27 protein-coding genes are annotated in these 25622 nt (G+C 74.4%); 16 read left to right on the top strand and 11 right to left on the bottom strand.

Features of this window, described 5'->3' with window-relative positions; genetic code table 11:
• Positions 1-5 precede the first annotated feature (5 nt).
• The 6 genes from AB0910_RS06895 (at position 6) to AB0910_RS06870 (ending at position 5126) form a co-directional block, all read left to right on the top strand.
• The gene (locus tag AB0910_RS06895; protein WP_366743472.1) at positions 6-965 is read left to right on the top strand and encodes an AraC family transcriptional regulator; all 960 of its coding nucleotides are present in this window, start codon (positions 6-8) and stop codon (positions 963-965) included.
• A 9-nt stretch (positions 966-974) separates the two neighbouring features.
• Positions 975-1757 (top strand): AzlC family ABC transporter permease, encoded by a 783-nt coding sequence (locus tag AB0910_RS06890; protein WP_366743471.1) that lies wholly within the window; start codon positions 975-977, stop codon positions 1755-1757.
• A complete protein-coding gene (locus AB0910_RS06885) occupies positions 1754-2062 on the top strand; it encodes an AzlD domain-containing protein (protein ID WP_366743470.1) in 309 nt (102 codons plus the stop codon). Before AB0910_RS06890 ends, AB0910_RS06885 begins: the two co-directional genes overlap by 4 nt.
• Positions 2063-2090: 28 nt before the next feature.
• Complete coding sequence (locus AB0910_RS06880) at positions 2091-2285, top strand: DUF3046 domain-containing protein (RefSeq protein ID WP_366743469.1); 195 nt, start codon at positions 2091-2093, stop codon at positions 2283-2285.
• Positions 2286-2508: 223 nt separating this feature from the next.
• A complete protein-coding gene (locus tag AB0910_RS06875) occupies positions 2509-3705 on the top strand; it encodes an AI-2E family transporter (RefSeq protein ID WP_366743490.1) in 1197 nt (398 codons plus the stop codon).
• A 110-nt stretch (positions 3706-3815) separates the two neighbouring features.
• Positions 3816-5126 carry an aldehyde dehydrogenase family protein gene (locus AB0910_RS06870; protein WP_366743468.1) on the top strand — a complete coding sequence of 437 codons (1311 nt, stop codon included), beginning with the start codon at positions 3816-3818 and terminating at the stop codon, positions 5124-5126.
• A 20-nt stretch (positions 5127-5146) separates the two neighbouring features.
• On the opposite strand, the gene AB0910_RS06865 is transcribed toward AB0910_RS06870, so the two are convergent.
• Positions 5147-5737: a hypothetical protein gene (locus AB0910_RS06865; protein WP_366743494.1), complete on the bottom strand. Its 591-nt coding sequence runs from the start codon at positions 5735-5737 to the stop codon at positions 5147-5149.
• Between the two features lie 177 nt (positions 5738-5914).
• Here AB0910_RS06865 and AB0910_RS06860 point away from each other — a divergent pair, with 177 nt between their 5' ends.
• The 5 genes from AB0910_RS06860 (at position 5915) to dhaK (ending at position 11341) form a co-directional block, all read left to right on the top strand.
• Positions 5915-7729, top strand: a complete 1815-nt coding sequence (locus AB0910_RS06860) for a response regulator (RefSeq protein ID WP_366743467.1) — start codon at positions 5915-5917, stop codon at positions 7727-7729.
• A gap of 138 nt (positions 7730-7867) precedes the next feature.
• Positions 7868-8749, top strand: a complete 882-nt coding sequence (locus AB0910_RS06855) for a class II fructose-bisphosphate aldolase (RefSeq protein ID WP_366743466.1) — start codon at positions 7868-7870, stop codon at positions 8747-8749.
• Positions 8746-9552 carry an HAD-IA family hydrolase gene (locus tag AB0910_RS06850; RefSeq protein WP_366743465.1) on the top strand — a complete coding sequence of 269 codons (807 nt, stop codon included), beginning with the start codon at positions 8746-8748 and terminating at the stop codon, positions 9550-9552. The genes AB0910_RS06855 and AB0910_RS06850 overlap by 4 nt, the downstream gene beginning before the upstream one ends.
• Before the next feature lie 63 nt (positions 9553-9615).
• Positions 9616-10278 carry a dihydroxyacetone kinase subunit DhaL gene (dhaL, locus tag AB0910_RS06845; RefSeq protein ID WP_366743464.1) on the top strand — a complete coding sequence of 221 codons (663 nt, stop codon included), beginning with the start codon at positions 9616-9618 and terminating at the stop codon, positions 10276-10278.
• Positions 10279-10345: 67 nt separating this feature from the next.
• Positions 10346-11341, top strand: a complete 996-nt coding sequence (dhaK, locus tag AB0910_RS06840) for a dihydroxyacetone kinase subunit DhaK (RefSeq protein ID WP_366743463.1) — start codon at positions 10346-10348, stop codon at positions 11339-11341.
• Between the two features lie 66 nt (positions 11342-11407).
• Here the strand turns inward: dhaK and AB0910_RS06835 are convergent, their stop codons facing one another.
• Positions 11408-12265, bottom strand: a complete 858-nt coding sequence (locus AB0910_RS06835) for an oxidoreductase (RefSeq protein ID WP_366743462.1) — start codon at positions 12263-12265, stop codon at positions 11408-11410.
• A 131-nt stretch (positions 12266-12396) separates the two neighbouring features.
• On the opposite strand from AB0910_RS06835, the gene recA reads away from it, so the two are divergent.
• The gene (gene recA / locus AB0910_RS06830) at positions 12397-13545 is read left to right on the top strand and encodes a recombinase RecA (protein WP_366743461.1); all 1149 of its coding nucleotides are present in this window, start codon (positions 12397-12399) and stop codon (positions 13543-13545) included.
• A gap of 7 nt (positions 13546-13552) precedes the next feature.
• Positions 13553-14173 carry a recombination regulator RecX gene (recX, locus tag AB0910_RS06825; protein ID WP_366743460.1) on the top strand — a complete coding sequence of 207 codons (621 nt, stop codon included), beginning with the start codon at positions 13553-13555 and terminating at the stop codon, positions 14171-14173.
• 100 nt (positions 14174-14273) lie between these two features.
• Here the strand turns inward: recX and AB0910_RS06820 are convergent, their stop codons facing one another.
• The 8 genes from AB0910_RS06820 to AB0910_RS06785 form a co-directional block, all read right to left on the bottom strand.
• Positions 14274-14681 carry a rhodanese-like domain-containing protein gene (locus tag AB0910_RS06820; RefSeq protein WP_366743459.1) on the bottom strand — a complete coding sequence of 136 codons (408 nt, stop codon included), beginning with the start codon at positions 14679-14681 and terminating at the stop codon, positions 14274-14276.
• Positions 14678-15241, bottom strand: coding sequence for a cysteine dioxygenase (locus AB0910_RS06815; protein ID WP_366743458.1), 564 nt, complete (start codon positions 15239-15241; stop codon positions 14678-14680). Before AB0910_RS06815 ends, AB0910_RS06820 begins: the two co-directional genes overlap by 4 nt.
• A gap of 111 nt (positions 15242-15352) precedes the next feature.
• Positions 15353-15424, bottom strand: coding sequence for a putative leader peptide (locus tag AB0910_RS06810; RefSeq protein WP_309544753.1), 72 nt, complete (start codon positions 15422-15424; stop codon positions 15353-15355).
• 47 nt (positions 15425-15471) lie between these two features.
• Complete coding sequence (locus AB0910_RS06805) at positions 15472-17076, bottom strand: FAD-dependent monooxygenase (protein WP_366743457.1); 1605 nt, start codon at positions 17074-17076, stop codon at positions 15472-15474.
• A gap of 166 nt (positions 17077-17242) precedes the next feature.
• Entirely contained in the window at positions 17243-18160 is a 918-nt protein-coding gene (locus AB0910_RS06800; protein ID WP_366743456.1) for an amino acid ABC transporter permease, read from the bottom strand.
• Complete coding sequence (locus AB0910_RS06795; protein WP_366743455.1) at positions 18157-18831, bottom strand: amino acid ABC transporter permease; 675 nt, start codon at positions 18829-18831, stop codon at positions 18157-18159. The genes AB0910_RS06800 and AB0910_RS06795 overlap by 4 nt, the downstream gene beginning before the upstream one ends.
• Positions 18832-18844: 13 nt before the next feature.
• Entirely contained in the window at positions 18845-19675 is an 831-nt protein-coding gene (locus AB0910_RS06790; protein WP_366743454.1) for a glutamate ABC transporter substrate-binding protein, read from the bottom strand.
• 71 nt (positions 19676-19746) lie between these two features.
• Positions 19747-20532, bottom strand: a complete 786-nt coding sequence (locus AB0910_RS06785) for an amino acid ABC transporter ATP-binding protein (protein WP_366743453.1) — start codon at positions 20530-20532, stop codon at positions 19747-19749.
• Positions 20533-20780: 248 nt separating this feature from the next.
• On the opposite strand from AB0910_RS06785, the gene AB0910_RS06780 reads away from it, so the two are divergent.
• A complete protein-coding gene (locus AB0910_RS06780) occupies positions 20781-21500 on the top strand; it encodes a response regulator transcription factor (protein WP_366743452.1) in 720 nt (239 codons plus the stop codon).
• 70 nt (positions 21501-21570) lie between these two features.
• Positions 21571-22989 carry a HAMP domain-containing sensor histidine kinase gene (locus AB0910_RS06775; RefSeq protein ID WP_366743451.1) on the top strand — a complete coding sequence of 473 codons (1419 nt, stop codon included), beginning with the start codon at positions 21571-21573 and terminating at the stop codon, positions 22987-22989.
• On the opposite strand, the gene AB0910_RS06770 is transcribed toward AB0910_RS06775, so the two are convergent.
• Complete coding sequence (locus AB0910_RS06770; protein WP_366743450.1) at positions 22968-23966, bottom strand: TAXI family TRAP transporter solute-binding subunit; 999 nt, start codon at positions 23964-23966, stop codon at positions 22968-22970. The genes AB0910_RS06775 and AB0910_RS06770 overlap by 22 nt on opposite strands.
• A gap of 104 nt (positions 23967-24070) precedes the next feature.
• Here AB0910_RS06770 and miaB point away from each other — a divergent pair, with 104 nt between their 5' ends.
• Positions 24071-25579, top strand: coding sequence for a tRNA (N6-isopentenyl adenosine(37)-C2)-methylthiotransferase MiaB (gene miaB / locus AB0910_RS06765; protein WP_366743449.1), 1509 nt, complete (start codon positions 24071-24073; stop codon positions 25577-25579).
• Positions 25580-25622: the final 43 nt, after the last annotated feature.

Genomic DNA, 25622 nt, shown 5'->3' with positions numbered 1-25622 from the left:
GAGCGATGGGAACGGGTACGGGCCGCCCGGCACACGGGCCGGGGGACGGCGCAGCGGCCGACGCGCAGGCGGCGGGCGGGCCGGCGCCCGCGCGGGGCCCCGGCGCGGCCGGGCGCGAGCAGGCACGGCACTGGCTCTACCCCGATCTGCCCGGCGTCGACCTGCTGCGGGCCCGCTACGTCCGCAAGACGTTCCTGCGCCACACCCACGAGACCTACGTCATCGCCGCCATCTCGCACGGCGTCGAGGGTTTCCACCACGGCGGCGCCGACCGCTACGCGGGCCCCGGCGGCCTCGCCCTGATCAACCCGGACACGCCGCACACCGGCTTCGCCAAGGAGCCGGAGGGCTGGCGGTACGGGGCGCTCTACCCGTCGGCCGACGTGGTCGCCGCGATCGCGGCGGAGACGACGGGCCTGCGCGGCGCCCCCGGCTTCGTCTCGCCGGTGCTCGACGACGCGCACACCGCGCGTCTGGTGCACGGGGTGCTGCGCGCAGCCGACGAGGGCAACGCGCTCGCAGCCGACACCCTGCTGCGGACCGTCGTGACGCGGCTGATCCGCAGCAACGGCGGCAGGCTGCCCGCGCGCACCGTGCGCGGGGCCGGCGCCAGGGCGGCCGCGCGCGCCAGGGCCGTACTGCTGGAGCGGCTCGCGGACCCGCCGTCGCTCGCCGAGCTCGCCGACGCCGTGGGCACAGGACCCTTCCCGCTGCTGCGCGCCTTCAAGGAGGCGTACGGGATGCCGCCGCACGCCTGGCTCACCGACGCCAGGGTACGGGCGGCGCGGCGGCTGCTCGACGCGGGGCACGCGCCCGCGCACACCGCGGCCGAGGTCGGCTTCAGCGACCAGCCGCACCTCAACCGGCACTTCAGCCGCATCGTGGGCGTGCCGCCGGGCGCCTACAGGCGCGAGCGGATCGCGGCCGCAAGAACGTACAAGACCGCGCGGCACCCCCGCCCGTAGCGTGCGGGCGTGGAACGAGCACAGGAAACCGCCCCGCCCCGCCCGCCGGGGTCCCAGAGCCCGCAGGACGCCGAGGCCCGCGGGGACGCGGCCGTCGTACGGGACGCGCTCGGCGTCGGCGTGGCCGTCGGCCTGTCCGGCTTCGCGTTCGGTGTGACCGCGGCGGGCGCCGGGCTCTCCGTGTGGCAGGCGTGCGCGCTGAGCCTGCTGGTGTTCACGGGCGCCTCGCAGTTCGCGCTGGTCGGCGCGCTCGCCGGCGGCGCGGGGCCGTTCGCCGCCGCGGCCGGCGCCCTCTTCCTCGGCGTGCGCAACACCTTCTACGGCCTGCGGCTCTCGCAGCTGCTGCGGCTGCCGCGCGCGGTGCGGCCGCTCGCCGCGCACTGGGTCATCGACGAGACGACCGCGGTCTCCCTCACCCGGAAGGACCGGCGGGGCGCCAGGATCGGCTTCACCGTCACGGGCGCCACCCTGTACGCGCTGTGGAACCTCACCACCTGGGCGGGCGCGCTCGGCGCCAGGGCGCTCGGCGAAACCTCGGCCTGGGGTCTCGACGCGGCGGGCCCCGCCGTCTTCCTCGCGCTCCTCGCCCCGATGCTGCGCACCGGGACCGAGCGTGCGGTCGCCGGGCTCGCCGTCGCGCTGGGGCTCGGGCTGCTGCCCGTCCTGCCCGCGGGCGTCCCGGTACTCGCTGCGGCGCTCGCCGCACCGGCGGTGCTCGGGTTCCGCGCGGTGCGCGGGCACGGGCCGGAAGCGGTGCGCGGGCGCGGCCCGGAAGAGGGAGGGGGCGCATGACCGGCTGGATCGCGATCTTGGTCACCGCTGCGGGCTGCTACCTCGTGAAACTGCTGGGGCTCCTGGTGCCCGCGGGAGCTTTGGAGCGCCCGCTCGTGCGGCGGCTCGCCGCCCTGCTGCCGGTGGCGCTGCTCGCGGCGCTCACCGCGCAGCAGGCGTTCAGCACGGGCAGCCACCTCGTGCTGGACGCCCGCGCGGCGGGGCTCGGCGCGGCGGTGTTCGCGCTGGTGCTCAGGGCGCCGTTCCTCGTGGTGGTCGGGGCCGCCGTCGCGGTCACCGCCGGCGTCCGGGCCCTCGGCGGCTGACCGAAGCGCCGGCGGGATACTGGGGCGCATGCGGTTGACGATTTTCTGGGAGCGGATGGCCGAGCACTTCGGCCCCGCCTACGCCGACTCCTTCGCGCGCGACCATGTGATGTCAGAACTCGGCGGCCGCACGGTGCACGAGGCCCTGGCCGCGGGCTGGGACGCGAAGGACGTGTGGCGTGCCGTCTGCGAGGCGATGGCGGTCCCCGAGGAGAAGCGCTAGGCACGGCGACGGCGGTCCCGGAGGCGAAGCGCCGGGCGGCCCGGCGGGCCGCGCGCGGCCCGCGGCGGAATCTGCGTCCGGTTCGTGATCAGCGCGTGCCGGGTTCGCCCCGCCGGTGGGCGAGACTTGCACCGTGGCACCCACAGACGAGAGCGCGGCCGGCGCCGCCGCGCCCCTGACCTCCTCCCAGACCGCACCACCGCCCTCGGACGGCCGTGCCCGGATGCCGCGCTGGCTGCCCCGCGCCGCCGTGCTCGTGCTGGGGCTCTACGCCTGCTTCCAGCTCGGCAGCTGGGCATTCCACCAGCTGGTCGGTCTGCTGGTCAACGTGCTGATCGCCTTCTTCCTCGGCCTCGCGGTCGAGCCCGCCGTCAGCAGGATGGCCGCGCGCGGCATCCGCAGGGGGCTCGCGACGTTCCTGGTCTTCCTCGGCGTCGTGGCGTTCAGCGCCGGCTTCGTCGTGATGCTCGGCTCGATGCTCGCAGGACAGATCACGCAGATGATCGACGACTTCCCGCAGTACCTGGACTCGGTGATCAGCTGGACCAACGGCCACTTCCACACCAGCCTCTCCCGCCTCCAGATCCAGGACAGCCTGCTTCACTCGGACTGGCTCCAGCGGTACGTGCAGAACAGCGCGAGCGGCGTGCTCGACGTCTCCACAACGGTGCTCGGCGGACTGTTCCGGCTGCTGACGGTCCTGCTGTTCTCCTTCTACTTCGCCGCCGACGGCCCCAGGCTGCGCCGCGCCCTGTGCTCCGTGCTGCCGCCGGCCCGGCAGGCCGAGGTGCGCCGCGCCTGGGAGATCGCGGTCGACAAGACCGGCGGCTACCTCTACTCGCGCGGTCTGATGGCCCTGGTCTCCGGCGTCGCGCACTACGTGCTGCTCCAGATCCTCGGCATCCCGTACGCGCCGGTGCTCGGCGTGTGGGTGGGGCTCATCTCGCAGTTCGTGCCGACCATCGGCACCTATCTCGCGGGCGCCCTGCCGATGCTGGTCGCGTTCACCGTCAACCCCTGGTACGCGCTGTGGGTCCTCGGCTTCGTCGTGGTCTACCAGCAGTTCGAGAACTACCTGCTCCAGCCGAAGCTCACCGCCAAGAGCGTGGACATCCACCCCGCGGTCGCCTTCGGCTCGGTGATCGCGGGGACCGCGCTGCTCGGCGCCGTGGGCGCGATCATCGCCATCCCCGCGGTCGCCACGCTCCAGGCGTTCCTCGGGGCGTACGTGCGGCGCTACGACGTGCTCGACGAGCCGTCCGTCCCCGGCAGCAGAGGCCCCCGCACGGGCGGGGAGCCCGGGCGCGGCGGCGGCGCGCGGCCCGACGGCCCGCTGCCCCGGGGCCTGCGCGCGCTGCGCGGGAGGCTGCTGGACCGGCGGCGCCCGGGGAGCGGCCCCGGCGACCGGTCCGGAATGTGAGCCACCTCGCCGCCCGGGACGGATGAGGTCCGTCCTGTGATGCGTTGTGCAAACGGTCAGAAACGCACAAGACCATAAGAAAGCGACATCTTCGAAGGAGCGCACGACCCGTGTCCGATCCCGTAACCGACACCACCGCCAGGCTGCGCGCCACGTTCCGCACCGGCCGCACCAAGGGGAACGACTGGCGGACGCGGCAGCTCACCGCGCTGCGCGCGCTGCTCACCGAGCACCAGGGCGACTTCGTGGCCGCGCTCCACGCCGACCTCGGCAAGGGCGAGGAGGAGGCGGTCAGGACCGAGGTCGCCTTCACCGTTCGGGAGATCGACCACGCGCTCGCCCACCTCGACGCGTGGACCCGGCCCACGCCTGCGCCGGTCCCCGAGCGCCTCGCGGGCTCCACGGCCTGGAGCGTGCTCGAACCGCTCGGCGTGGCCCTCGTGATCGGCCCGTGGAACTACCCCGCGCAGCTCGTCCTCGCTCCGCTGGCCGGCGCCCTCGCCGCGGGCAACTGCGTGCTCGTCAAGCCGAGCGAGCTGGCCCCCGCCACCTCGGCCCTGCTGGCCCGGCTCGTGCCCCGCTTCCTCGACCCGGAGGCGGTCGCGGTCGTGGAGGGCGGCATCCCGGAGACCACGGCCCTGCTCGCACAGCGCTTCGACCACATCTTCTACACCGGCAACGGCACCGTGGGCCGCATCGTGATGCGGGCGGCGGCCGAGCACCTCACTCCGGTCACGCTCGAACTGGGCGGCAAGTCGCCGGTGTTCGTCGACCGGGACGCCGACGTCGCCGAGGCGGCCACCCGCCTCGTCGCCACCAAGTTCATGAACGCGGGCCAGACCTGCGTCGCGCCCGACTACGTCCTCACGGATCCCGGCACCGCGCCCCGCCTGGTGGCGGCGCTCGCCGCGGAGATCCGCGCCGTCCACGGTGAGGACGCCGCGACGTCGCCCGGCTACGGGCGGATCGTCAACGAGCGCCACTTCGACCGGCTGAGCGGCCTGCTCGACTCCGGCACCGCGGCGGTCGGCGGCGGCCGGGACCGCGCCACGCGCTACCTCGCCCCGACCGTGCTGACCGGCGTCTCGCCCGACGCGCCGGTGATGCGCGAGGAGATCTTCGGCCCCATCCTGCCGGTCGTGGAGGTCCAGGGCCTCGACGAGGCCATCGCGTTCATCGTCGCCCGCGACAAGCCGCTCGCCCTGTACGCCTTCACGGGCTCCGCCACCACCCGCGAGCGGCTGCTCACCGAGACCTCGTCGGGCGCCGTCACCTTCGGCGCCCCTGTCGCCCACCTCGGCGTGCCCGACCTGCCGTTCGGCGGTGTCGGCGAGAGCGGCATGGGCCGCTACCACGGCCCCTACTCGATGGAGACCTTCAGCCACCGCAAGGCGGTCCTCGCGGCCCCCGGCGCCGTCTGACCCGGCCGGCCGGCCGCCGCTCAGCGCGCGCCCGGCGGGCGGTACGCGCCGCCGCTGCCGTCGTCCCCGTTGCCGGTGCCGCCGGGGCCCTCGTACGGCCCGTACGGGTACGGCCCGCCGGCACAGGGCGGCTCCCCGGGCCCGGGCCCGGGCCCGGGCCCGTACGGCGGCTCCCCCGGCGCCCCGGCCTCGGGCCCGTACCCGTACCCGTATGGGTCCGCGCCGTACGGGTACGGGTAGCCGGGCCCGCAGCCACCGTCCTCGGGGCCGTACCCGGAGTCCCCGTAGCCCCCGTAGTCCGCCGGGCCGTATCCGTACCCGTACCCGCCCTCGTACGGCGTGTACGGCATCGCGAAGCCCGGCTCGCGCGGCCCGCGCGCCCTGTCCCGTCTGCGGCGGTCGCGGGCCGCGCGCTCGGCGGCCAGGGCGGACCTGGACGCCACGTGCACCGGGAGCAGGCTCAGCCCCCAGCCACCCGCCACGACGACCCGCTCGACGGCCCCGGTGCGCTCGGGGGCCAGGGCCAGCCGCACCACCGCCCACCACCAGGCACCGCCCAGCGCGAGCGCCGGTATGAGGGCCGGTGTGCGGGGTACCGCTGGCCTCGCCACGACTGCCTCCTCGGGCCGGGACGCGCCGGCGTCGGCCTTTACGTCCTGGCAGTGTGCCCCGGGCGACCGCACGCCGCATCCACACGGAGGCGGGCCGCGGCCGCCGGCGCGGCGGAGGCCCGCCACCCTCCCCGCACGGCCGGGGCGTGGAGCGAGCGGCGCCGTTAGGCTGATCGCATGGGATCTGTGGGCGGGCTCACGGGTGAGCCCGTACGGAGCGTCCGCGCCGGCCGTGCCAGTACGGACGCGCAGCTCGACGCGTTGAGCGGCGCCGTGGAGGACCTCGCGGGGCAGTTCGCGCTCCAGCCCCTGCTGCACCGGATCCTGCGCAGGGCCGTCGCGCTGCTCGGGGCCGGCGCAGGATCCATCAGCACCGTCGACGAGCGGGCCGGCACCTACCGCAAGGAGGCCGACCTGGGCGTCGGCTGCCAGGAGGGCCGGGTGTTCCCGCTGGCCGAGGGCGCGACCGGCGCCGTCGTCGCCCGCCGGGGCCCCTGCCTCTTCGACAGCTACAGCGAGGTGCGCGGCGGCCATGTCGACCCTGCGGACCGGGAGCGGCTGCACGCGACCGTCGCCGTCCCCATCGAGTGGCGCGGCGCGATCATCGGCGTCTGCGTCGTCTTCAGCACCGAGCCCGCGACCCGTTTCACCTGCGAGGACGTGGACCTCCTCGGTCTTTTCGCCCGGCACGCCGCGATCGCCATCGCCAACGCGCGCCTGCATCGCGACGCCGAGGAGCGTGCCAGGAGGCTCGCCGTGGGCGCGGAGCGCGAGCGCGTGGTGCGGGACGTGCACGACACCGTCGCCCGCGCCCTCGGCTCGATCATCACCCATATGGACGCGGCCGCCGTCCAGGACCCCGGCGGCCGCCTCGACGCGGCACGCGCCGCCGCACGCGCGGCGCTGCGCGAGACCCGGCGCACCGTGCTCGGCCTCGGCCCCTCGCTGCTCGACCTGGCCTCTCTCGACGAGGCGCTCGCCGTCGAGCTCGACTGGGTGCGCTCCACCGCCCCGGTCCGTACGGACCTCGTCGTCACGGGCGAGCCCAGGCCGCTCGACCCCGACCTGCGCGCCACGGCCCTGCGGCTCGCCCAGGAGGCGCTGACCAACGTGGTGGCGCACGCGGCGGCCTCCCAGGTCAGGGTGGGCGTGCTGTACGGGGACGCCGAGCTGTCCGTGGTCGTGGAGGACGACGGCCGCGGCTTCGACCCGCAGGACCCGTCCGTGCGGCGCGCCGGGCTCGGGCTCACCGGCATCGTCACCCGGGCCCGCCGGCTCGGCGCGGAGCTCCAGGTCGAGTCCACGCCCGGCTGGGGCACCCGCATCAGGCTGCGGATCCCCTACGCCCGCGACGGTGCGGAGCCGGGCGCGGGCGCCGTGCGGGCCTGCCGGGTGCTCGTCGTGGACCGCAGGCCCGTCGTGAGGGCGGGGCTGGTGCGCCTCCTCGGCGGCGGGGAGCCGGGCGTCGAGGTCGTCGGGGAGGTCGGGGACGCGCGGGAGGTCGTGGAGGCCGTGCGTGTGCTCGAACCCGATGTCGTCCTGCTCGACCTGCGGATGCCGGGGCTCGACGGCGCCCGCCTGACCTCGTACGTACGGGCCGCGAGCCCCGCGACCGCGGTCCTCGTGATGACCGACGACCTCGGCGACGAACTGCTCAAGGAGGCCGTGCAGGCGGGTGCGCGCGGCTGTGTCGGCTCCGACCTCGACGGGCCCGCCGTGGTCCGCGCCGTGCTGGCGGCGGTGCGCGGGGACGCCCTGCTCAGCGAGCGCGTGCTGCGCCGGTTCGCCGACCGGGACGGGCCGCGGCCCGAGTCGCTCACCGACCGGGAGCGCGAGGTGCGCGCGCTGGTCGAGCAGGGGCTGCCGGACAAGAGGATCGCCTCGGCGCTCGGGATCTCCGTCAAGACCGTCGAGAAGCACGTGGGGGCCGTGCTGCGCAAGACCGGCGCGCCCAACCGCACGGCGCTCGCCCACCGGGCCGCCCAGCACTGAGCCGCCGCCTGCGGGGATTCCCTACTCGCCGATGGGGAGATTCCCCCGCGACCCGCGCGCCCCCTGCGCCTAGCGTCGAGGGCGTCAGGCGCATGCGAGCGCCGCGCGCGGCGCGGCCGGAGAACCCTGGAGCGTGCCGTGCCCGTCGTACCGCTGACCGACATCCTGTCCGACGCCTTCGACAGGCGTTACGGCGTCCCCGCGATCAACATCGTCAACGACCTGACCCTGGAGGCGGTGCTCGGCGCCGCCGTGGAGCAGGCGTCCCCGCTCATCGTGCAGACCTCGGTGAAGACCGTGAAGTCCATCGGCAGCGACGTGCTGTACGCGATGTGGGCCGCGATGACGGCGGGCATCGAGGTGCCCGTCACCCTCCACCTGGACCACTGTCCGGAGCGTGCGGTGATCTCCGAGTGCCTGCGCACCGGCTGGAACTCCGTCCTCTTCGACGCCTCCCACCTGCCCGTCGAGGAGAACATGCGGCAGACGGTCGAGGTCGTCGCCGAGGCACGCGGCCACGGCGCCGACGTCGAGGGCGAGATCGAGTCCATCACCGGCGTCGAGGACGGCGTCGGCAGCGAGACGGAGGCCGCGCGGCAGGACCTCCGGGTCGCGCTCGACTTCCTGCGCACGACCGGCGTCGACGTCTTCGCGCCCGCGATCGGCAACGCGCACGGCCACTACAAGCGGGCGCCGGTGCTCGACTTCGACCGGGTCTCCGACATCGTCGCCGCGTACCCGCTGCCCATCGCCCTGCACGGCGGCAGCGGCATGTCCGACGCCCAGTTCCACGAGCTGATCTCCCGCGGCTGCGCGAAAGTCAACATATCGACCGCGCTCAAGGAGACGTACATGCAGTCCAACCTCGCCTTCCTCACCGAGGCCGCCGAGCGCGGCACGTGGGACCCGCCCGCGCTGTTCCGCGCGGTGCGCGCCGATGTCGTCGAGCTCGCCGGGTCCCTGATGACGCTGTTCGGCAGCGCGGGCCGCGCGCACGCCCCCGCGGGCGGGGCCGGGTGAGCGCCGTGCCCGCCCTCGTCTTCGACTGCGACGGCGTCCTCGCCGACACCGAGCGCCACGGCCATCTGCCCGCGTTCAACCAGACCTTCGAGGAGTTCGGCCTGCCGGTCCGCTGGAGCGACGCCGCGTACGCGCGCCTCGTCGCGGTCGGCGGCGGCAAGGAGCGGATGAGGACCCTGCTGACCCCCGACTTCCGCGCGGCCGCGGGTCTGCCCGACGACCCGGCGGCCCTCGACGCCGAGGTCGCGGCGTGGCACCGGCGCAAGACGGAGATCTACACCGGCATCATCGCGGGCGGCGCCATCCCGCCGCGCCCCGGCGTGCGGCGGATCGCGGCGGAGGCAGCCGACGGGGGATGGACGCTCGCGGTCGCCTCCACCTCGGCGGAGCCTTCCGTGCGCAGCGTGCTCGACCTCGCCGTCGGCAAGGAGCTCGCCCACCGCTTTGCCGTCTTCGCGGGCGACGTCGTCGACCGCAAGAAGCCCGCACCCGACATCTACGACCTGGCGGTGGAGCGCCTCGGCGCCGACCGCTCCGCCACCGTCGTGGTCGAGGACAGCAGGAACGGCATGCTCGCCGCCCTCGCGGCCGGACTCGGCTGCGCCGTCACGACCAGCGCCTACACCGCGGAAGAGGACTTCACCGGTGCCTCGCTCGTCGTCTCCTCCCTCGGCGACCCGCCCCCCGAGGAGACCGTCACCGAGGTGCGGGCCGACCCGCTCGGCCTGCGCCCCGAGCCCTTCGTACGGCTCGCGGACCTGGCGGCGCTGCGGGGGAGGGGGACCGCGCGCGGCCGCGCCTGAGCGCCGCGCCGCGCGGCAGCGCGCAGGCCGCGGCCCCGACCGATCCAGGAGAGGCAGAGGGACATGCCGCAGGAAGACAGCGACCTCGAACACGTCGTCAGGACCATGGCGAGGACGGCCGTGGACAACGAACGGTACTTCTGTGACCTCGACGCGGTCGTCGGGGACGGTGACTTCGGCTACTCGCTCGCGCGGGGCTTCGAGATCGTCCTCGCGGACTGGGACGGCCTCGACCGCACCACCCCCGCCCAGTTCCTGAAGAAGGTCGCGCTGGTCATCTCCCGGCGTGTGGGCGGTACCTCGGGGCCGCTGTGGGGCACCGCGTTCCTGCGTGCCGCGTCCGCGGTGAACGACCGGCCGTCGCTCGCCGGCCTCACCGCGCACGACGCGGTCGCGATGCTCAGGGCCGCGATCGAGGGCATCAAGGTGCGCGGCAGGTCCGACCTCGGCGACAAGACCCTGCTCGACGCGCTGATCCCGATGACGGACGCGCTGGAGCGGCAGGTGGGCGGTGGCGCCCCCGACGCCGCCCGCACCCCCGCAGAGCTGGCGCGCGTCGCCGCGTCCGCCGCGCGGGCGGCGGCCGACGCCACCACGGCGATGCAGGCCATGCGCGGCAGGCCGAGCTACACCGGCGAGCGCAGCATCGGCTCGCCCGACGCCGGCGCCGTCGCGGTGGCCGTCATGGCGGAACGCGTCGCCGACGCGTGGCCGGGACGCCCCTGAGCCCGCAGCCCCCCGAAACCGGCAGCCCCACCTCGACACCTCGACGACGAGACCCAGGAGCGCTCCGATGAAGAAGTTCGTCAACGACCCCAAGGACTACGTGCCCGAGATGCTGGAGGGGCTGGCCCTCGCCAACCCGGACAGCCTGCGGTACGTCCCCGAGTTCAACCTGATCATGCGGTCCGATGCGCCGGACGCCGACAAGGTCGCCCTCGTCCAGGGCTCAGGATCGGGACACGAGCCCGCGCACGCGATGTCCGTGGGCAAGGGCATGCTGAACGCCGCCTGCCCCGGCGACGTGTTCTCCGCGCCGCCCACCGACTACGTGTACGAGACGGTCAGGCTGGTCGCCTCCCCGAAGGGCGTCCTGCTGCTCGTCAACAACTACACCGGCGACCGGATGGCCTTCGAGATGGCGCAGGAGCTGTCGGAGGCGGACGGCGTGCGCGTGCGCACCCTGTTCATCGACGACGACGTGTCCGTCCAGGACTCGACCTACACCGTCGGCCGCAGGGGCGTCGCGGGCAACTTCTTCGTGATGAAGGCGTGCGGGGCCGCGGCGGAGCGCGGCGCCGACCTGGACGAGGTGTGCAGGATCGGCGAGAAGGTCAACTCCGTGACCCGCACCATGGGCATGGCGCTGACCGCGTGCACCCCGCCGGCGAAGGGCTCGCCGCTGTTCGATCTGCCCGACGACGAGGTCGAGATGGGCGTCGGCATCCACGGCGAGCCCGGCAGGCGGCGGGAGAAGCTGGCGCCCGCGAGGGACATCGTGGCCGAGCTGGTGACCGCGGTCGCCGACGACCTGCCGTTCGCCTCGGGCGACCGGGTCGCGCTGATGGTCAACGGCCTCGGCGGCACCCCGATCGGCGAGCTGTACCTCGTCTACGGCCTGGCCCACAGGCAACTCGCCGACCGGGGCATCGCGGTGGGCCGCTCCTACGTCGGCGAGTACTGCACCTCGCTCGACATGGCGGGCTGCTCGATCACCCTCGTACGGCTGGACGACGAGATCACCGGGCTGCTCGAGGACCCGGCGAGCACCGCGATCCGCGTCTTCTGAGCCGCCGGGCCGCGGCCGGCGCGCGCTCCCGGCGCGCCGACAGCGGCGGCGGCCCGGCGGCCGGGCTCACGCGGCGAGCAGCGCCATGTCCTCGTCGGTCAGGGCCAGGTCGGCCGCCGCCATGTTCTCCTCAAGATGCGCGAGCGAGGCCGTGCCGGGGATCTGCACGATCCACGGCGAACGGGCGAGCCCCCAGGCCAGTGCCACCTGGTGCGGCGTCGCGCCGTACCGCTCCGCGACCTTGGCGAGCCGGTCGTCGGCGAGCGAGCCGCCCGCGCCGCCGAGCGCGAAGAACGGGACGAACGCGATCCCCGCGGCCGTGCACGTGTCGACCAGCGCGTCGTCCTCCCGGTCGAGCACCCCGTAGCGGTTCTGCACGGCGGCCACCGGTGCGATCGCGCGCGCCTCGGCGAGCTGGGGGCCGGTCACGTTGCTGACGCCCAGGTGCCGGATGAGCCCCTCGTCGCGCAGCTCGGCGAGCGCCGCGAAGCGGTCGCCGAGCTGCGCGCCCGCCCCGCCGACCCGCAGGTACACGAGGTCGAGGACGTCGAGGCCGAGCTCCCTGAGGTTCTGCTGCACGGCGGTGCGCAGCTGCCCGGGCTCGGCCTCGCCGACCATCTCGCCCTCGGGGTTGCGGACCGGGCCGACCTTGGTGGCGATCGAGACGCCGTCGGCGTACGGGTGCAGGGCGCTGCGCAGGATGTCGTTGGCGCGCACGCCGCCCGCGAAGTAGAAGGCCGCCGTGTCGATGTGCAGGGCGCCGAGCTCCACCGCCCTGCGGGCGACGGCGGCCGACTCGTCGGCGGAGCGCGGCGCGCCGCCCCAGCGGCCGGGCAGCTGCATGGCGCCGAAGCCGACGCGGGGGACCTCCAGGGTGCCGCCGAGGGAGAGAGCGCTTCGGGTGCCGCGTGGTGCGCTTGACATCAAAATCGAACATCCATTCTTATGGGGGTGCTGGCGCCACAGGCTCTGCCGGTCGTCCGGACCCATTGTCAGTGGCAGGGGATAGCGTCATCGACGTGAAGCGATCGACTCAAGCAAATCGGGTGGAACCCATGGCAGGTACGGACCGCGAGAAGGCGCTCGACGCCGCACTCGCTCAGATCGAGAGGCAGTTCGGCAAGGGCGCGGTGATGCGCCTAGGCGAGCGGCCCAACGAGCCGATCGAGGTCATCCCCACCGGCTCGACCGCGCTCGACGTGGCGCTCGGTGTGGGCGGGCTGCCCCGCGGCCGCGTCGTCGAGGTGTACGGCCCGGAGTCGTCGGGCAAGACGACCCTCACCCTGCACGCCGTGGCGAACGCCCAGCGCGCGGGCGGAGCGGTCGCCTTCGTGGACGCGGAGCACGCGCTCGACCCCGAGTACGCGAAGAAGCTCGGCGTCGACATCGACAATCTGATCCTCTCCCAGCCGGACAACGGCGAGCAGGCCCTGGAGATCACGGACATGCTCGTCCGTTCCGGCGCGCTCGACCTGATCGTCATCGACTCCGTCGCCGCGCTCGTGCCGCGCGCCGAGATCGAGGGCGAGATGGGCGACTCGCACGTGGGCCTCCAGGCCCGGCTGATGAGCCAGGCGCTGCGGAAGATCACCAGCGCGCTCAACCAGTCGAAGACGACGGCGATCTTCATCAACCAGCTCCGCGAGAAGATCGGCGTGATGTTCGGCTCGCCCGAGACCACCACGGGTGGCCGGGCCCTCAAGTTCTACGCCTCGGTCCGCCTCGACATCCGCCGCATCGAGACGCTCAAGGACGGCACGGACGCGGTCGGCAACCGCACCCGGGTCAAGGTCGTCAAGAACAAGGTCGCCCCGCCGTTCAAGCAGGCCGAGTTCGACATCCTCTACGGGCAGGGCATCAGCCGCGAGGGCGGCCTGATCGACATGGGCGTGGAGCACGGCTTCGTGCGCAAGGCCGGCGCCTGGTACACGTACGAGGGCGACCAGCTCGGCCAGGGCAAGGAGAACGCGCGCAACTTCCTCAAGGACAACCCCGACCTGGCGAACGAGATCGAGAAGAAGATCCTCGAGAAGCTGGGGGTCGGCGTCCGGCCGGAGGAGCCGGCGGAGAGCGCGGCCGGCCTCGCGGCCCCCGCTGTCGATGCGGCCAAGCAGGTGCCGGCGCCGGCGACCGGAGCGGCCACCGCCACGGCCACGTCTGCGGGCAAGGCCAAGACGGCCAAGGCCGCGGCCGCCAAGAGCTGACCCGTCCGTGCCCGAGGAGGAGCCTTCCCGCGCCGTGCCCGGCGGCCGGGGCGGGAAGCGGGGACGGACAGCACGGCCGGGCGGCGGCTCCGACCCGTCGAGGGCCGGGGCGGAGCCGCCGCCCCAGGACCCGGCCGAGCGGGCGCGGGCGATCTGCCTGCGCCAGCTCACCGGCATGCCGCGCACACGCAAGCAGCTCGCGGACGCGCTGCGGAAGCGGGAGATCCCGGACGAGGTGGCAGAGGAGGTCCTCTCCCGCTTCGTGGACGTGGGGCTGGTCGACGACGCGGCCTTCGCCGGCGCCTGGGTGGAGTCGCGCCACCACGGCCGGGGGCTCGCCCGGCGCGCGCTCGCCCGGGAGCTGCGGACGAAGGGGGTCGAGTCCGCGGTCATCGACGAGGCGGTCGGACAGCTCGACGCGGAGCGCGAGGAGGCCACGGCGCGCGACCTGGTCGCGGCGAAGCTGCGCTCCACCCGCGGCCTCGACCGCGACCGCCGCCTGCGCCGCCTGGTCGGCATGCTCGCCCGCAAGGGCTACGGCCAGGGGCTGGCGCTGCGGGTGGTGCGCCGCGCGCTGGAGGAAGAGGGGGAGGACACGGAGGGCCTGGACGAGGCGTTCCCCGACTGACACCGCCACGCGCGCACTCCGACCCGGCCCGGAGCGGTGCCGGGCGGACGGCGCGCGGGCCCGTGGCGCCGGGCCCGCGCGGAGCGGTTCCGCCGCGTGGTCAGGGGGTGAGGGGGAGGCCCGCGGCGCGCCAGGCCTGGAAGCCGCCCACGAGGTCCGTCGCGCGGTGCAGGCCGAGCTGCCTGAGGGAGGCCGCCGCCAGCGATGACGCATAGCCCTCGTTGCAGAACAGCACGATCCTGCGGTCGTGGTCCGTCGCCTCGGGGACCTTGTGGCTGCCCTGCGGGTCGAGGCGCCACTCCAGCTCGTTGCGCTCGATCTGGAGGGCGCCGGGGATCACCCCGTCGCGCTCCCGCTGCTGCTGGTAGCGGATGTCGACGAGCAGCGCGCCGTCCCGCGCGACCGCGCGGTGCGCCTCGTCGGGGCCGACCCTGTCGAGGCCCGCCCTGGCACGCTCCAGCACCTCGTCGACCGATGCGGGGCCCGCGGGTTCTGCCGCTGCGCTCACTGCCACTCCTCGGGAAGTTCGACCTCTTCGAGCCGCAGCACCTGGCCGGTCCTGCTGTAGCGGCGCATCAGGGGCAGCGGCGGGTAGTAGGCGTGCACCGAGACGGCGTGCCGCGTGCCCGACTCGTTGCGCACCTCGTGCACATGGTGCTCGCCGAACGCCCGCGCGTCACCCGCGTCGAGCACCCGCCCGCGGTCCACGCCCTCGGCGAGTTCCAGGGTCTTCCAGCCCTCGGTGGGCAGCCGGGCGGCCAGCGAGTCCTCCCTGAGCGCGCCCGCCGCCGTGGCGAACGCGCCGTGCGAGCCGCCGTGGTCGTGCCAGCCGGTGCCGGTGCCGGGCGGCCAGCCGATCAGCCAGGCCTCGCTGCCCGCGGGGCCTCGGAGGCGGATCCACGTACGGCCCTCGGGGTCGAGCGGCAGCGAGGAGACCAGCGTCTCGTCCGCGGCCGTCGCACGGACGAAGGCGAGGAGTTCGGCCGCCGAGGGGCCCGCGGTCCGCGCGGCGGAGCGGGCCGGTGCGGCGGGGTCGGACGAGGGGGCGGGGGATGCGGAAACAGACATGGCGCCGTCCTGGAGAAGAGTTCGCGATGCGCGCGAGGGGCCGCCCCCGACCGCCCGGTACGCGGGCAGGGCGGTGCGGCGCGGAGCGCGCGAGAGGGAGGAGAAGGCGAATCAGCAGGAGGGGCGACACACACAGCCCGCATAGCGGACGAGGTCCATATGGACCCTCCGCCACAGGCGCACACAGGTGTCGGTCACGATCCGGAGTACACCACGCGTGTCCGCTCCGGTCAATTGACCGGAGCCGTACGGCCCCCCGCGTCCTTCCGGTCGTCCGACGGCTCCCCGCCGCGCACCGCGTCCGCCGCCGCCCGCAGCTGGGCGGGGCGCACGCCGGCGAAGGCGGCCGCCAGGTGCCCGTCGGGCCGTACGACCAGCACATGGTGGGCGGCGGCCCCCGGATACGCCTCCGCCACCAGGAGTTCCGCGTCCACCGGCAGGCCGTCGACGGCCGCCGCGAGCCGCGGCATCACCCCCGCTGTCACCCAGTGCCTGCGGTCCCACACGGCGGTGCCCGGCGCCACCAGCACCACCAGCAGCCTGCCGCGGCCGAGCCGCTCCCGCAGCCGCCCCGCCGTGCCGTCGGGCGCCGTCACCCGCACATCGGTGACCTGCGCGCCCGGCGCCGTGCCGACGTCCGCGGCCCCGTCCGTCCAGGCGGGCGCCAGCGGCGAGTTGGGGTAGGCGGGGGGCGCGCCCAGCGGCCCCTGGCCCAGGTGGCCGTCGGCGAGCAGCGCCTCCCTGCTGCCGGCCGAGCCGGGCAGCAGCCCCCGCAGGCCGCCCCCGCCGCGCAGTATCGGCAGCGACTGGTCCGCGGCCCGCAGCCGCGCCGCCACCGCCGTGCGCCGCTCCGCCTGGTAGCTGTCGAGCAGCGCCTCGCCCGGCCCCTGGTGCCAGGCGAGCGCCAGCTTCCACGCCAGGTTGTCGACGTCCCGCACGCCCTCGTCGAGGCCCTGGGTGCCGACCGCGCCGAGCAGGTGCGCCGCCTCGCCGGCGAGGAACGCGCGCCCGACCCGCCAGCGCTGCGCCAGCCGGTGGTGGACGGTGTGGACGCCGGTGTCGAGCAGCTCGTACGGCGGGGTCTCGCCGCACCAGCCGGCCAGCGCCTCCCGCACCCGGGTCACCAGCGCGTCCGGCGTGACCAGCTCCCCGCGCGAGGGCAGCAGCCAGTCGACCCGCCAGCCGCCGCGCGGGAGGGGCCGCGCCGCGACCTCCTCGCCCCCGGTGCGCCAGGGCGGCTGCCGGTGCAGGACCGCCTCGCGCGGCCATGGCAGCTCTGCGCTCAGCGCGGCCACCGCGTACCGCTCGACCCCCGTGCGGCCGGGGAAGCGGACGCCGAGCAGCTTGCGGACCGTGGACCGCGCGCCGTCGCACCCCACCAGGTAGCTGCCGCGCCAGTACGCCTTCCCCGGGCCGCGGATGTGCGCCGTGACGCCCGAGCCGTCCTGCTCCAGGGTGTCGACGCGGCTGTCGGCGACGACCTGCACCAGGGGCGTCTTCGCCGCCGCCGCGCGCAGCCCGCGCACCAGCGCGTGCTGCGCGATGTGCACGGGGGAGGGGAAGCCCTCGACGCCGAGCGGCAGCCTGCGCACCAGCTGTCTGCGCCGCATCAGCCGCCACGCCTCCCACCGCGCCCCCTCGTCACGGAGAGTGGCGCAGCCGAGACGTGCCGTCAGAGCTGCGGTGTCCGGCCTGAGCACGACCGTGCGCGCGGCCCGGCGGTCCTCCTCACCGCCCGTCTCGTCCAGCACGACGGACGGGACCTCCGCCGCCGCGAGGGCCAGGGCGAGCGTGAGCCCCACGGGGCCCGCGCCGACCACGATCACCGGGTCCACGGAGCCGCCTCTCCGGCCCGAACGGTCTTGCGGTCAGTGGCGGCTACCGCCCGGTGCGTGATCACAGAACGTATGCAACCGACTGGGGGTTCCCGCGTCAAGCGACGGCCTCGGCGGCGCGTACACCCTCGGCCAGAAGTCGAGCTGATCCCCCGTCACCTCCGCCTCAGCCCTCCCGCGGCCCCGCGCCCTTGGCGGTGGTCGCGGCGATCTCCTCGACGCCGTCGGTGGCGTCGGCGGCGAGCACCACGCCGCCGGAGCGCCTGGCCCTGCGCAGGCGCCGCTCCAGCCACCCGGCGAATCGCGTCAGCGAGGAGTTGACGGCGATGTACAGGAGGGCGATCACGGTGAACGCGGCGATCGTGTTGGCACCGTAGTTGGCGGTGATCGTGCGGTTCTGGGAGAGCAGTTCCGGCAGGCCGAGAAGCGCGCCGCCGAGTGCGGTGTCCTTGACGATCACGACCAGCTGGCTGACGAGCACCGGCAGCATCGCCGTCACCGCCTGCGGCAGCAGCACGGAGACCATGGTCTGGCCCTTGCGCATGCCGATCGCGAGCGCCGCGTCGCTCTGCCCGCGCGGCAGCGAGAGGATGCCCGCCCTGACGATCTCCGCGAGTACCGAGGCGTTGTACAGGACGAGCCCCGTCACCACCGCGTACAGCGGCCGCACGTCCGAGGAGAGCGAGCTGAACTGCACGTACAGCTGGGCGGCGAAGACCATCATCAGCAGGACGGGGACGGCGCGGAAGAACTCCACCACGACGCCCACCGGCACCCGCACCCAGGCGTGGTCGGACAGCCGGCCGAGGCCGAGGAGCGCGCCCACCGGCAGCGCGATCACGATGGAGAGCCCCGCCGCGAGCAGCGTCTCCCGCAGTCCCGGCAGCAGATAGGTCGTCCAGACCTCCGGGTCCGTGACGAACGGGCGCCACTTCGCCGCCGTCAGCTGCTGCTTGTCCGCCATCGCGGACAGCAGCCACCAGACGGCGAAGGCGAAAGCGGTCAGGAAGACCGCCGTGTAGAGGATGTTGCGCCGCCGCGCACGGGCCCCCGGCGCGTCGTACAGGACGGAATGACCGCTCATCGCTTCACCGCCACCCTCCGGCCGACCCAGCCGAGCAGCAGCCCGACCGGCAGCGTCAGCACCACGAAACCGAACGCGAACACGGCGAACACCGCGAACAGCGCGTCGCTCTCGTTCTCCGTCATGTCCTTCATCAGCGCCGCCGCCTCCGCGACGCTGATCGCCGCGGCCACCGTGGTGTTCTTGGTCAGCGCGATCAGGATGTTGGCGAGCGGTGCGACCACCGAGCGGAACGCCTGCGGCAGCACCACCAGGGTGAGCACCTGGAAGAACCCGAGGCCGAGCGCGCGCGCCGCCTCCGCCTGCCCCACCGGCACCGTGTTGATGCCGGAGCGCAGCGCCTCGCAGACGAACGTGCCGGTGTACGCGACGAGTCCGAGCACCGCGAGGCGGAAGCCCGTCTCCCTGAACGTCTGCCCGCCCAGGGTGATCTGGAGGGTCTGGTTGAGGCCGAGCGAGCACGCCACGATGACCACGGTCAGCGGGATGTTGCGCACGACGTTGACATAGCCGGTGGCGAAGCCCCGCATCAGGGGCACCGGGCTGACCCGCATCCCCGCGAGCAGCGTGCCCCACACCAGGGAGCCCGCCGCCGAGTAGAGGGTGAGCTGCACGGTCACCCAGAAGGCGCCGAGCACGTCGTAGTCGGGATTGCCGAGGAAGTCGAACACGATGCCCCCGCGCTCAGTCCGCGAGGGCGGGAGCGGGCTCGTTCTTGTAGTGCGCGGGGCCGAAGTTGGCGGTGACGGCCTTCTGCCAGGAGCCGTCGGAGACCATCTTCTTCAGCGCCGCGTCGATCTTGTCCTTGAGCGCCGTGTCGCCCTTCTTCAGGCCGATGCCGTAGTTCTCGTCGCTCAGCTTGAGGCCCACGAGCCGGAACTTGCCCCGGTGCTCCTTCTGCGCCGCGTAGCCGGCGAGGATGGAGTCGTCGGTGGTGAGGGCGTCGACGGCCTTGTTCTCCAGGCCGGTCAGGCACTCCGAGTAGCCGCCGTTCTGCTGGAGGTCGGCCTTGGGGGCCAGGTCCCGCCTGATGTTCTGCGCCGAGGTCGAACCCGTCACGGAGCACAGCTTCTTGGAGTTGAGGTCGGCGGCCTTCGTGATCGACCTGTCGTCGGCGCGCACCAGCAGGTCCTGGTGGGCCAGGAGATAGGGGCCGGCGAAGTCGACCTTCTGCTTGCGCTCGTCGGTGATCGAGTAGCTGGCGACGACGAACCGGACGTCACCGTTGGCGATCATGTTCTCGCGCTCGGCGCTCGGCGTCTGCTTCCACTCGATGTCGTCCGCCTTGTAGCCGAGCTGCCCGGCCACATAGGTGGCGACGTCGACGTCGAAGCCGGAGAAGCTGCCGTCCGGCTTCTTCAGGCCCAGGCCGGGCTGGTCGTACTTGATGCCGATGGCGATCTTCTTGCCGCCGTCGGCCGAGCCCTCGTCGCCGCCGCCCTTGCCGCACGCGGTGGCGGCCAGGGACAGGACGAGTGCGGCCGCGGCGGCCGTGCCTGCCGTGCGAAGCTTCATGCCGGGTCTTCCCTCGGTGAGTTGAGCGGTCTCGGTGGTGTGCCGCGGGCGCCTGGCGCGCCCCGCGGGCGTCAGTGGTGCAGGATCTTCGACAGGAAGTCCTTGGCGCGCTCGCTGCGCGGACTGCTGAAGAACGCGTCGGGGGCGGCCTCCTCGACGATCCGGCCGTCCGCCATGAAGACGACCCGGTTCGCGGCGGAGCGCGCGAAGCCCATCTCGTGGGTGACGACGATCATCGTCATGCCGTCCCGCGCCAACTGCTGCATGACGTCGAGGACTTCGTTGATCATCTCGGGGTCGAGCGCGGAGGTCGGCTCGTCGAACAGCATGACCTTCGGGTCCATGGCGAGCGCCCGCGCGATCGCGACGCGCTGCTGCTGCCCGCCGGAGAGCTGCGCCGGGTACTTGTCGGCCTGCGCGCCCACGCCCACCCGGTCGAGCAGGACGCGGGCCTTCTCCTCGGCCGCGGCCCTGCCGAGCCTGCGCACCTTGACCTGGCCCAGGGTCACGTTCTCCAGCACGGTCTTGTGCGCGAAGAGGTTGAACGACTGGAAGACCATGCCGACGTCGGCCCGCAGCCTCGCCAGCTCCCTGCCCTCCTGGGGCAGCGGGCGCCCGTCGATGGTGATGCTGCCCGAGTCGACCGTCTCCAGGCGGTTGATCGTCCGGCACAGCGTCGACTTGCCGGAGCCGGAGGGGCCGATGACCACGACGACCTCGCCGCGCGCCACGCTCAGATCGATGTCCTGGAGCACGTGCAGCGCGCCGAAGTGCTTGTCCACGCCGCGCAGCACGACCAGGCCGTCCGCGGCGCGTGCGCCGTCCGCAGGTTCCTCGACCACTCGTACCTCGCCCATCGGTGACGCTCCGTCCTCCTCGGTCTGCCCCGGACAGTAGGCAGCGGCCCGCGGCGCCGTCAGCACATCTGAGCGAAGCTTGAGCATCACGATCCCGTCTCGCGCCGCCGCGGCCCCGCCTTCTGCGGGGACCCGCGGAACGCGGCGTACCGGGCCGGTGACGGAAGGGGTGCCGGCCGGCGCCGCACTTGACGCGGCGGGCGTCATCGGGGTGGATGCCAGGTGTACGACGACACAGGGGGGAACGGGTGAAACTGCTGCTCGTCGAGGACGACGACCATGTGGGCGCCGCGCTGTGCGCGGTCCTCGCCCGGCACGGCTTCGAGACCGTGCACGCGCGCTCGGGGGAGGAGGCGCTGCGGGCCCTGCTGCCGGCGCCGGCCCGCGCCTTCGGGGTGGTCCTGCTCGACCTCGGCCTGCCCGACCTGGACGGCTTCCAGGTGTGCGACCGGATCAGGAAGGTCACCGACACGCCGCTGATCATGGTGACGGCGCGGGGTGACGTGCGCTCCCGCATCCACGGCCTGCACCTCGGCGCCGACGACTACGTCGTCAAGCCGTACGACATCGGCGAACTGCTCGCCCGCATCCACGCCGTGAGCCGCCGGGCGCCGGGGCCGCGCACCGCGGCCGACACCGCGGACGGGCCGGCCGCCGAAGCCGTGGCGCTCGGCCCCGTCGTGCTGGAGCCCGCCACCCGCCGCGTCACCGTGGACGGCGCCGATGTCCAGCTCACCCGCAAGGAGTTCGACCTGCTCGCGCTGCTCGCCCGGCGCCCCGGCGTGGTGTTCCGGCGCGAGCAGATCATCAGCGAGGTGTGGCAGACCAGTTGGGAGGGGACGGGCCGCACCCTCGAAGTCCATGTCGCCTCGCTGCGGCAGAAGCTCGGTCTGCCGGAACTCATCGAGACCGTCCGGGGCGTCGGCTACCGGATCGCCGCGCCCGCGGCGCCGCAGCAGAGCGCCTGACGCGGAACAGCGGCGGGGCGGGACACGGGACGGCGGGGGACAGGACGCGAGGCGGAAGGGAAGGGACGGCGTGCGCTCACGGCTGCTGCCGCTGCTGCTCGTGCTGATGGCGGCCGTGCTGCTGGCGCTCGGCGTCCCGCTGGCCGTCAGCATGGCCGCCGCCAGGCAGCAGCACGTCGTGGTCGACCGCATCGACGACACGGCGCGGGTCGCCGCGCTCGCCCAGTTCGCCGTGGACGAGGCGGGGCCCGCAGCGGGCGGCGACGAGCGCAGGGCCGCGCTCGCCACCGAACTCGCCCGCTACCACGAGGTGTACGAGATCAGGGCGGGCGTCTTCCTGCGCGACGGCACCGCCCTGGCGAAGGCCCCCGCCGACTGGCGGCCGCCCGCGGCGGGGGAGGGGCGCGACGCGTTCGGCGAGGCGCTGCTCGGCCGGCGCAGCGACGACCCGGAGCAGGTGTGGCCCTGGCAGCACCGGCGCCTGTTCGTCGCCTCGCCCGTGGTGCGCGACGGCGACGTGGTCGCCGTCGTGGTCACCGACTCGCCCACCGGTCAACTGCGCTCCCGCGTCCTGCGCGGCTGGCTGCTGATCGCCGCAGGCGAGTCGGCCGCCCTGCTGGTCGCCGTCGGCGCCGCGGTGCGGCTCGCCGGCTGGGTCCTGCTGCCCGTACGCGTTCTCGACGCCGCCACCCACGCGATCGCCACCGGACGGATGAAGGCACGCGTGGCGCCCGCCGGAGGCCCGCCGGAACTGCGGCGCCTGGCGCGCTCCTTCAACGAGATGGCCGACAACGTCGAGGACGTGCTCGAACAGCAGCGGGCGTTCGTCGCCGACGCCTCGCACCAGCTGCGCAACCCGCTGTCGGCGCTGCTGCTGCGGATCGAGCTGCTCGCCCTCGAACTCCCCGACGACAGCGCGGAGATCGCCTCCGTGCGCACCGAGGGCAAGCGGCTCGGCGCGGTCCTCGACGACCTGCTGGGGCTCGCGCTCGCCGAGCACTCGGCAGCCGACGCCCGCGTCACCGACGTGGGCGCGCTCGCCGCCGAGCGGGTCGCGGCATGGCGTGCGCTCGCCGACGAGCGCGGCGTACGGCTCGCCTGGCGCGGCGCCGCCGTCGCCGCCTGGGCCGACCCGGTCGCCCTCTCCAGCGCCCTGGACGCGGTCATCGACAACGCCCTGAAGTTCACCCCGAGGGGCGAACGGGTGACGGTGTCGGCCGCCGCCGCGAGCGAGTCGGTCTCCGTCGTGGTCGAGGACGGCGGCCCCGGGCTCACCGACGAGGAGCTGGCGCGGATCGGGGACCGCTTCTGGCGCAGCGGGCGCCACCAAAACGTGGCGGGCTCAGGTCTCGGCCTGTCGATCGCCCGCGCCCTGCTCGCCGCGTCGGGCGGCACCCTCAGCCATGCGCGCGCCGCCCCGAAGGGGCTGCGGGCCACCCTCGCGCTGCCCCGCTCGGCCCCGCACACTCAGGGCTTCGAGGACCGGTAATAGCGGACCGCGCCCTCGTGCAGGGGCAGCGGGTCCGTGTAGATCGCCGTGCGCAGGTCCACCAGCTGGGCCGGGTGGACGACCCGGCCGATCCTGTCCCTGCTGCCGATCACCGTCCTGGTGAACCCCTCCGCCAGGTCCTCGCCCACCAGGTCCGTCGTGACCAGCAGATTGGCCACGGCCACCGTGGGCACCGCGGCGGCGCCGCCGGTCGGCCCGTACGCGTCCGCCGGGATGTCGGCGGCGCGGTAGAACGCGCCGTCGGGGCCCGTCGCCGCGTGCAGCCGCCGCAGCAGCCCCGCCTCCAGCGGGACGAGGCGCACCGGGAACCGCTCGGTCAGCCGCTGCACCGCAGCCGTCGGCAGCCCGCCCGTCCAGAAGAACGCGTCGATGCGCCCCGCCGCCAGCTCGTCCGGCATCCGGTCGATGCCGTGCAGCACCTCCGTGAGGCCGGTGCCCGGGTCGACGCCCGCCGCGCGCAGCAGCCGGTCGGCGACGAGCCGTACGCCGGAGCCCGCCTGCCCCACGCCGACCCGCAGCCCCCGCAGGTCCGCGACCGACCGCACCCGCGACCCGCGCGGTACGACCAGCTGCACATAGTCGTCGTAGAGCCGGGCGCAGCCGCGCAGGTGCTCCCAGCCGGTCCTGTGCCCGCGGCGGTAGGCGGCCACCACGTCGGCCGTCGCGAAGGTGAACTGCGCCGCACCGGTCGCCACCCGCTCCAGGTTCTGCCCCGAGCCCTCGCTCGGCACCAGCGAGACCCGCACGCGCGGCAGGTCCCTGCGCAGGTACTCCTCCAGCAGGTCCCCGTACCTGTGGTAGACGCCCGAGCGCACGCCCGTGCTGAAGACCGCCGAGCCGTGCGGCACCGGCGGCCCCTTCGGCACCACCCACCACACCAGCAGCGCAGCCACCGCGAGCAGCGCGCCCGCGCCCCGTGCGAGACGCCGGCGGCGGCGCGCGGGCTGTGCGGACATGCGGCGATCCTGCCAGCACCGCCCGGCGTGCGGCCAGGGCGCGTGCCGGGCCGCCGCGCACCGGCCGGGCCCGGGCGCCCACCCGCACGGCCTACCCTTGTCCCATGAGCAGCAGTGAGCCGGCCCGGACCGTGGGCGCCAACCGAAGCTATGCGATCCGCACGTACGGATGCCAGATGAACGTGCACGACTCGGAGCGGCTCTCGGGACTGCTGGAGGACGCGGGCTACGTGCGCGCCCCCGAGGGCGCCGAGGAGGCCGACGTCGTCGTCTTCAACACCTGCGCCGTACGGGAGAACGCCGACAACAAGCTCTACGGCAACCTCGGCCGCCTCGCCCCCGCCAAGACCCGGCGGCCCGGCATGCAGATCGCCGTCGGCGGCTGCCTCGCGCAGAAGGACCGCGACACGATCGTGCGCAAGGCCCCCTGGGTGGACGTGGTCTTCGGCACGCACAACATCGGCAGGCTGCCGGTCCTGCTGGAGCGCGCCCGCGTCCAGGAGGAGGCGCAGATCGAGATCGCCGAGTCGCTGGAAGCGTTCCCCTCCACGCTGCCCACCCGCCGCGAGTCCGCGTACGCCGCCTGGGTGTCGGTCTCCGTGGGCTGCAACAACACCTGCACCTTCTGCATCGTGCCGGCGCTGCGCGGCAAGGAGAAGGACCGCCGCCCCGGCGACATCCTCGCCGAGGTCGAGGCGCTGGTCGCCGAGGGCGTCTCGGAGATCACCCTGCTCGGGCAGAACGTCAACGCGTACGGCTCCGACATCGGCGACCGGCAGGCGTTCTCCAAGCTGCTGCGGGCCTGCGGCACCGTCGAGGGCCTGGAGCGCGTCCGCTTCACCTCGCCCCACCCCCGCGACTTCACCGACGACGTGATCGCCGCGATGGCCGAGACCCCCAACGTGATGCCGCAGCTGCACATGCCGCTCCAGTCCGGCTCGGACAGCGTGCTGCGCGCCATGCGCCGCTCCTACCGGCAGGACCGCTACCTCGGCATCATCGAGAAGGTGCGCGCCGCCATCCCGCACGCCGCGATCTCCACCGACATCATCGTGGGCTTCCCCGGCGAGAGCGACGAGGACTTCGAGCAGACCCTGCACGTCGTCCGCGAGGCGCGCTTCGCGCAGGCCTTCACCTTCCAGTACTCCAAGCGGCCGGGCACCCCCGCGGCCGAGATGGACGGGCAGATCCCCAAGAAGACCGTGCAGGAGCGCTACGAGCGGCTGGTCGCCCTCCAGGAGGAGATCTCCTGGGAGGAGAACAGGAAGCAGGTCGGCAGGACCCTCGACGTCATGGTCGCCGAGGGCGAGGGCCGCAAGGACGACGCCACGCACCGCCTCTCGGGACGCGCCCCCGACAACCGCCTCGTGCACTTCACCAAGCCGGACGAGGACGTGCGCCCCGGCGACCTGGTCACCGTGGACATCACCTACGCGGCCCCGCACCACCTGCTCGCCGAGGGCCCCACGACCCGGGTGCGCCGCACCCGCGCAGGCGACGCCTGGGAGCGCCGCACCGCGCAGGAGAGCGGGCCCCGGGGCGTCATGCTCGGGCTGCCCACCGTGGGCGTCCCCGCGCCGCTGCCCGCGGCCGACGGCTGCGCCGTCCGCTGAGCTGCCCACGGCGGCCGGGGTGATCGCCGCGGGTTAGGGTCGC

Source organism: Streptomyces sp. NPDC047002 (genome assembly GCF_040704505.1).
Taxonomy (GTDB): Bacteria; Actinomycetota; Actinomycetes; order Streptomycetales; family Streptomycetaceae; genus Streptomyces.
This window is presented reverse-complemented; position numbering and strand designations above follow the sequence as displayed.

Coding starts and splice junctions, on each gene's coding strand:
- AB0910_RS06895 (WP_366743472.1), top strand. CDS start 6: ATGGGAACGGGTACGGGCCGCCCGGCACACGGGCCGGGGGACGGCGCA.
- AB0910_RS06885 (WP_366743470.1), top strand. CDS start 1,754: ATGACCGGCTGGATCGCGATCTTGGTCACCGCTGCGGGCTGCTACCTC.
- AB0910_RS06880 (WP_366743469.1), top strand. CDS start 2,091: ATGCGGTTGACGATTTTCTGGGAGCGGATGGCCGAGCACTTCGGCCCC.
- AB0910_RS06875 (WP_366743490.1), top strand. CDS start 2,509: ATGCCGCGCTGGCTGCCCCGCGCCGCCGTGCTCGTGCTGGGGCTCTAC.
- AB0910_RS06860 (WP_366743467.1), top strand. CDS start 5,915: ATGGGATCTGTGGGCGGGCTCACGGGTGAGCCCGTACGGAGCGTCCGC.
- dhaL (WP_366743464.1), top strand. CDS start 9,616: ATGCCGCAGGAAGACAGCGACCTCGAACACGTCGTCAGGACCATGGCG.
- dhaK (WP_366743463.1), top strand. CDS start 10,346: ATGAAGAAGTTCGTCAACGACCCCAAGGACTACGTGCCCGAGATGCTG.
- AB0910_RS06835 (WP_366743462.1), bottom strand. CDS start 12,265: ATGTCAAGCGCACCACGCGGCACCCGAAGCGCTCTCTCCCTCGGCGGC.
- recA (WP_366743461.1), top strand. CDS start 12,397: ATGGCAGGTACGGACCGCGAGAAGGCGCTCGACGCCGCACTCGCTCAG.
- AB0910_RS06815 (WP_366743458.1), bottom strand. CDS start 15,241: ATGTCTGTTTCCGCATCCCCCGCCCCCTCGTCCGACCCCGCCGCACCG.
- AB0910_RS06800 (WP_366743456.1), bottom strand. CDS start 18,160: ATGAGCGGTCATTCCGTCCTGTACGACGCGCCGGGGGCCCGTGCGCGG.
- AB0910_RS06790 (WP_366743454.1), bottom strand. CDS start 19,675: ATGAAGCTTCGCACGGCAGGCACGGCCGCCGCGGCCGCACTCGTCCTG.
- AB0910_RS06785 (WP_366743453.1), bottom strand. CDS start 20,532: ATGGGCGAGGTACGAGTGGTCGAGGAACCTGCGGACGGCGCACGCGCC.
- AB0910_RS06770 (WP_366743450.1), bottom strand. CDS start 23,966: ATGTCCGCACAGCCCGCGCGCCGCCGCCGGCGTCTCGCACGGGGCGCG.
- miaB (WP_366743449.1), top strand. CDS start 24,071: ATGAGCAGCAGTGAGCCGGCCCGGACCGTGGGCGCCAACCGAAGCTAT.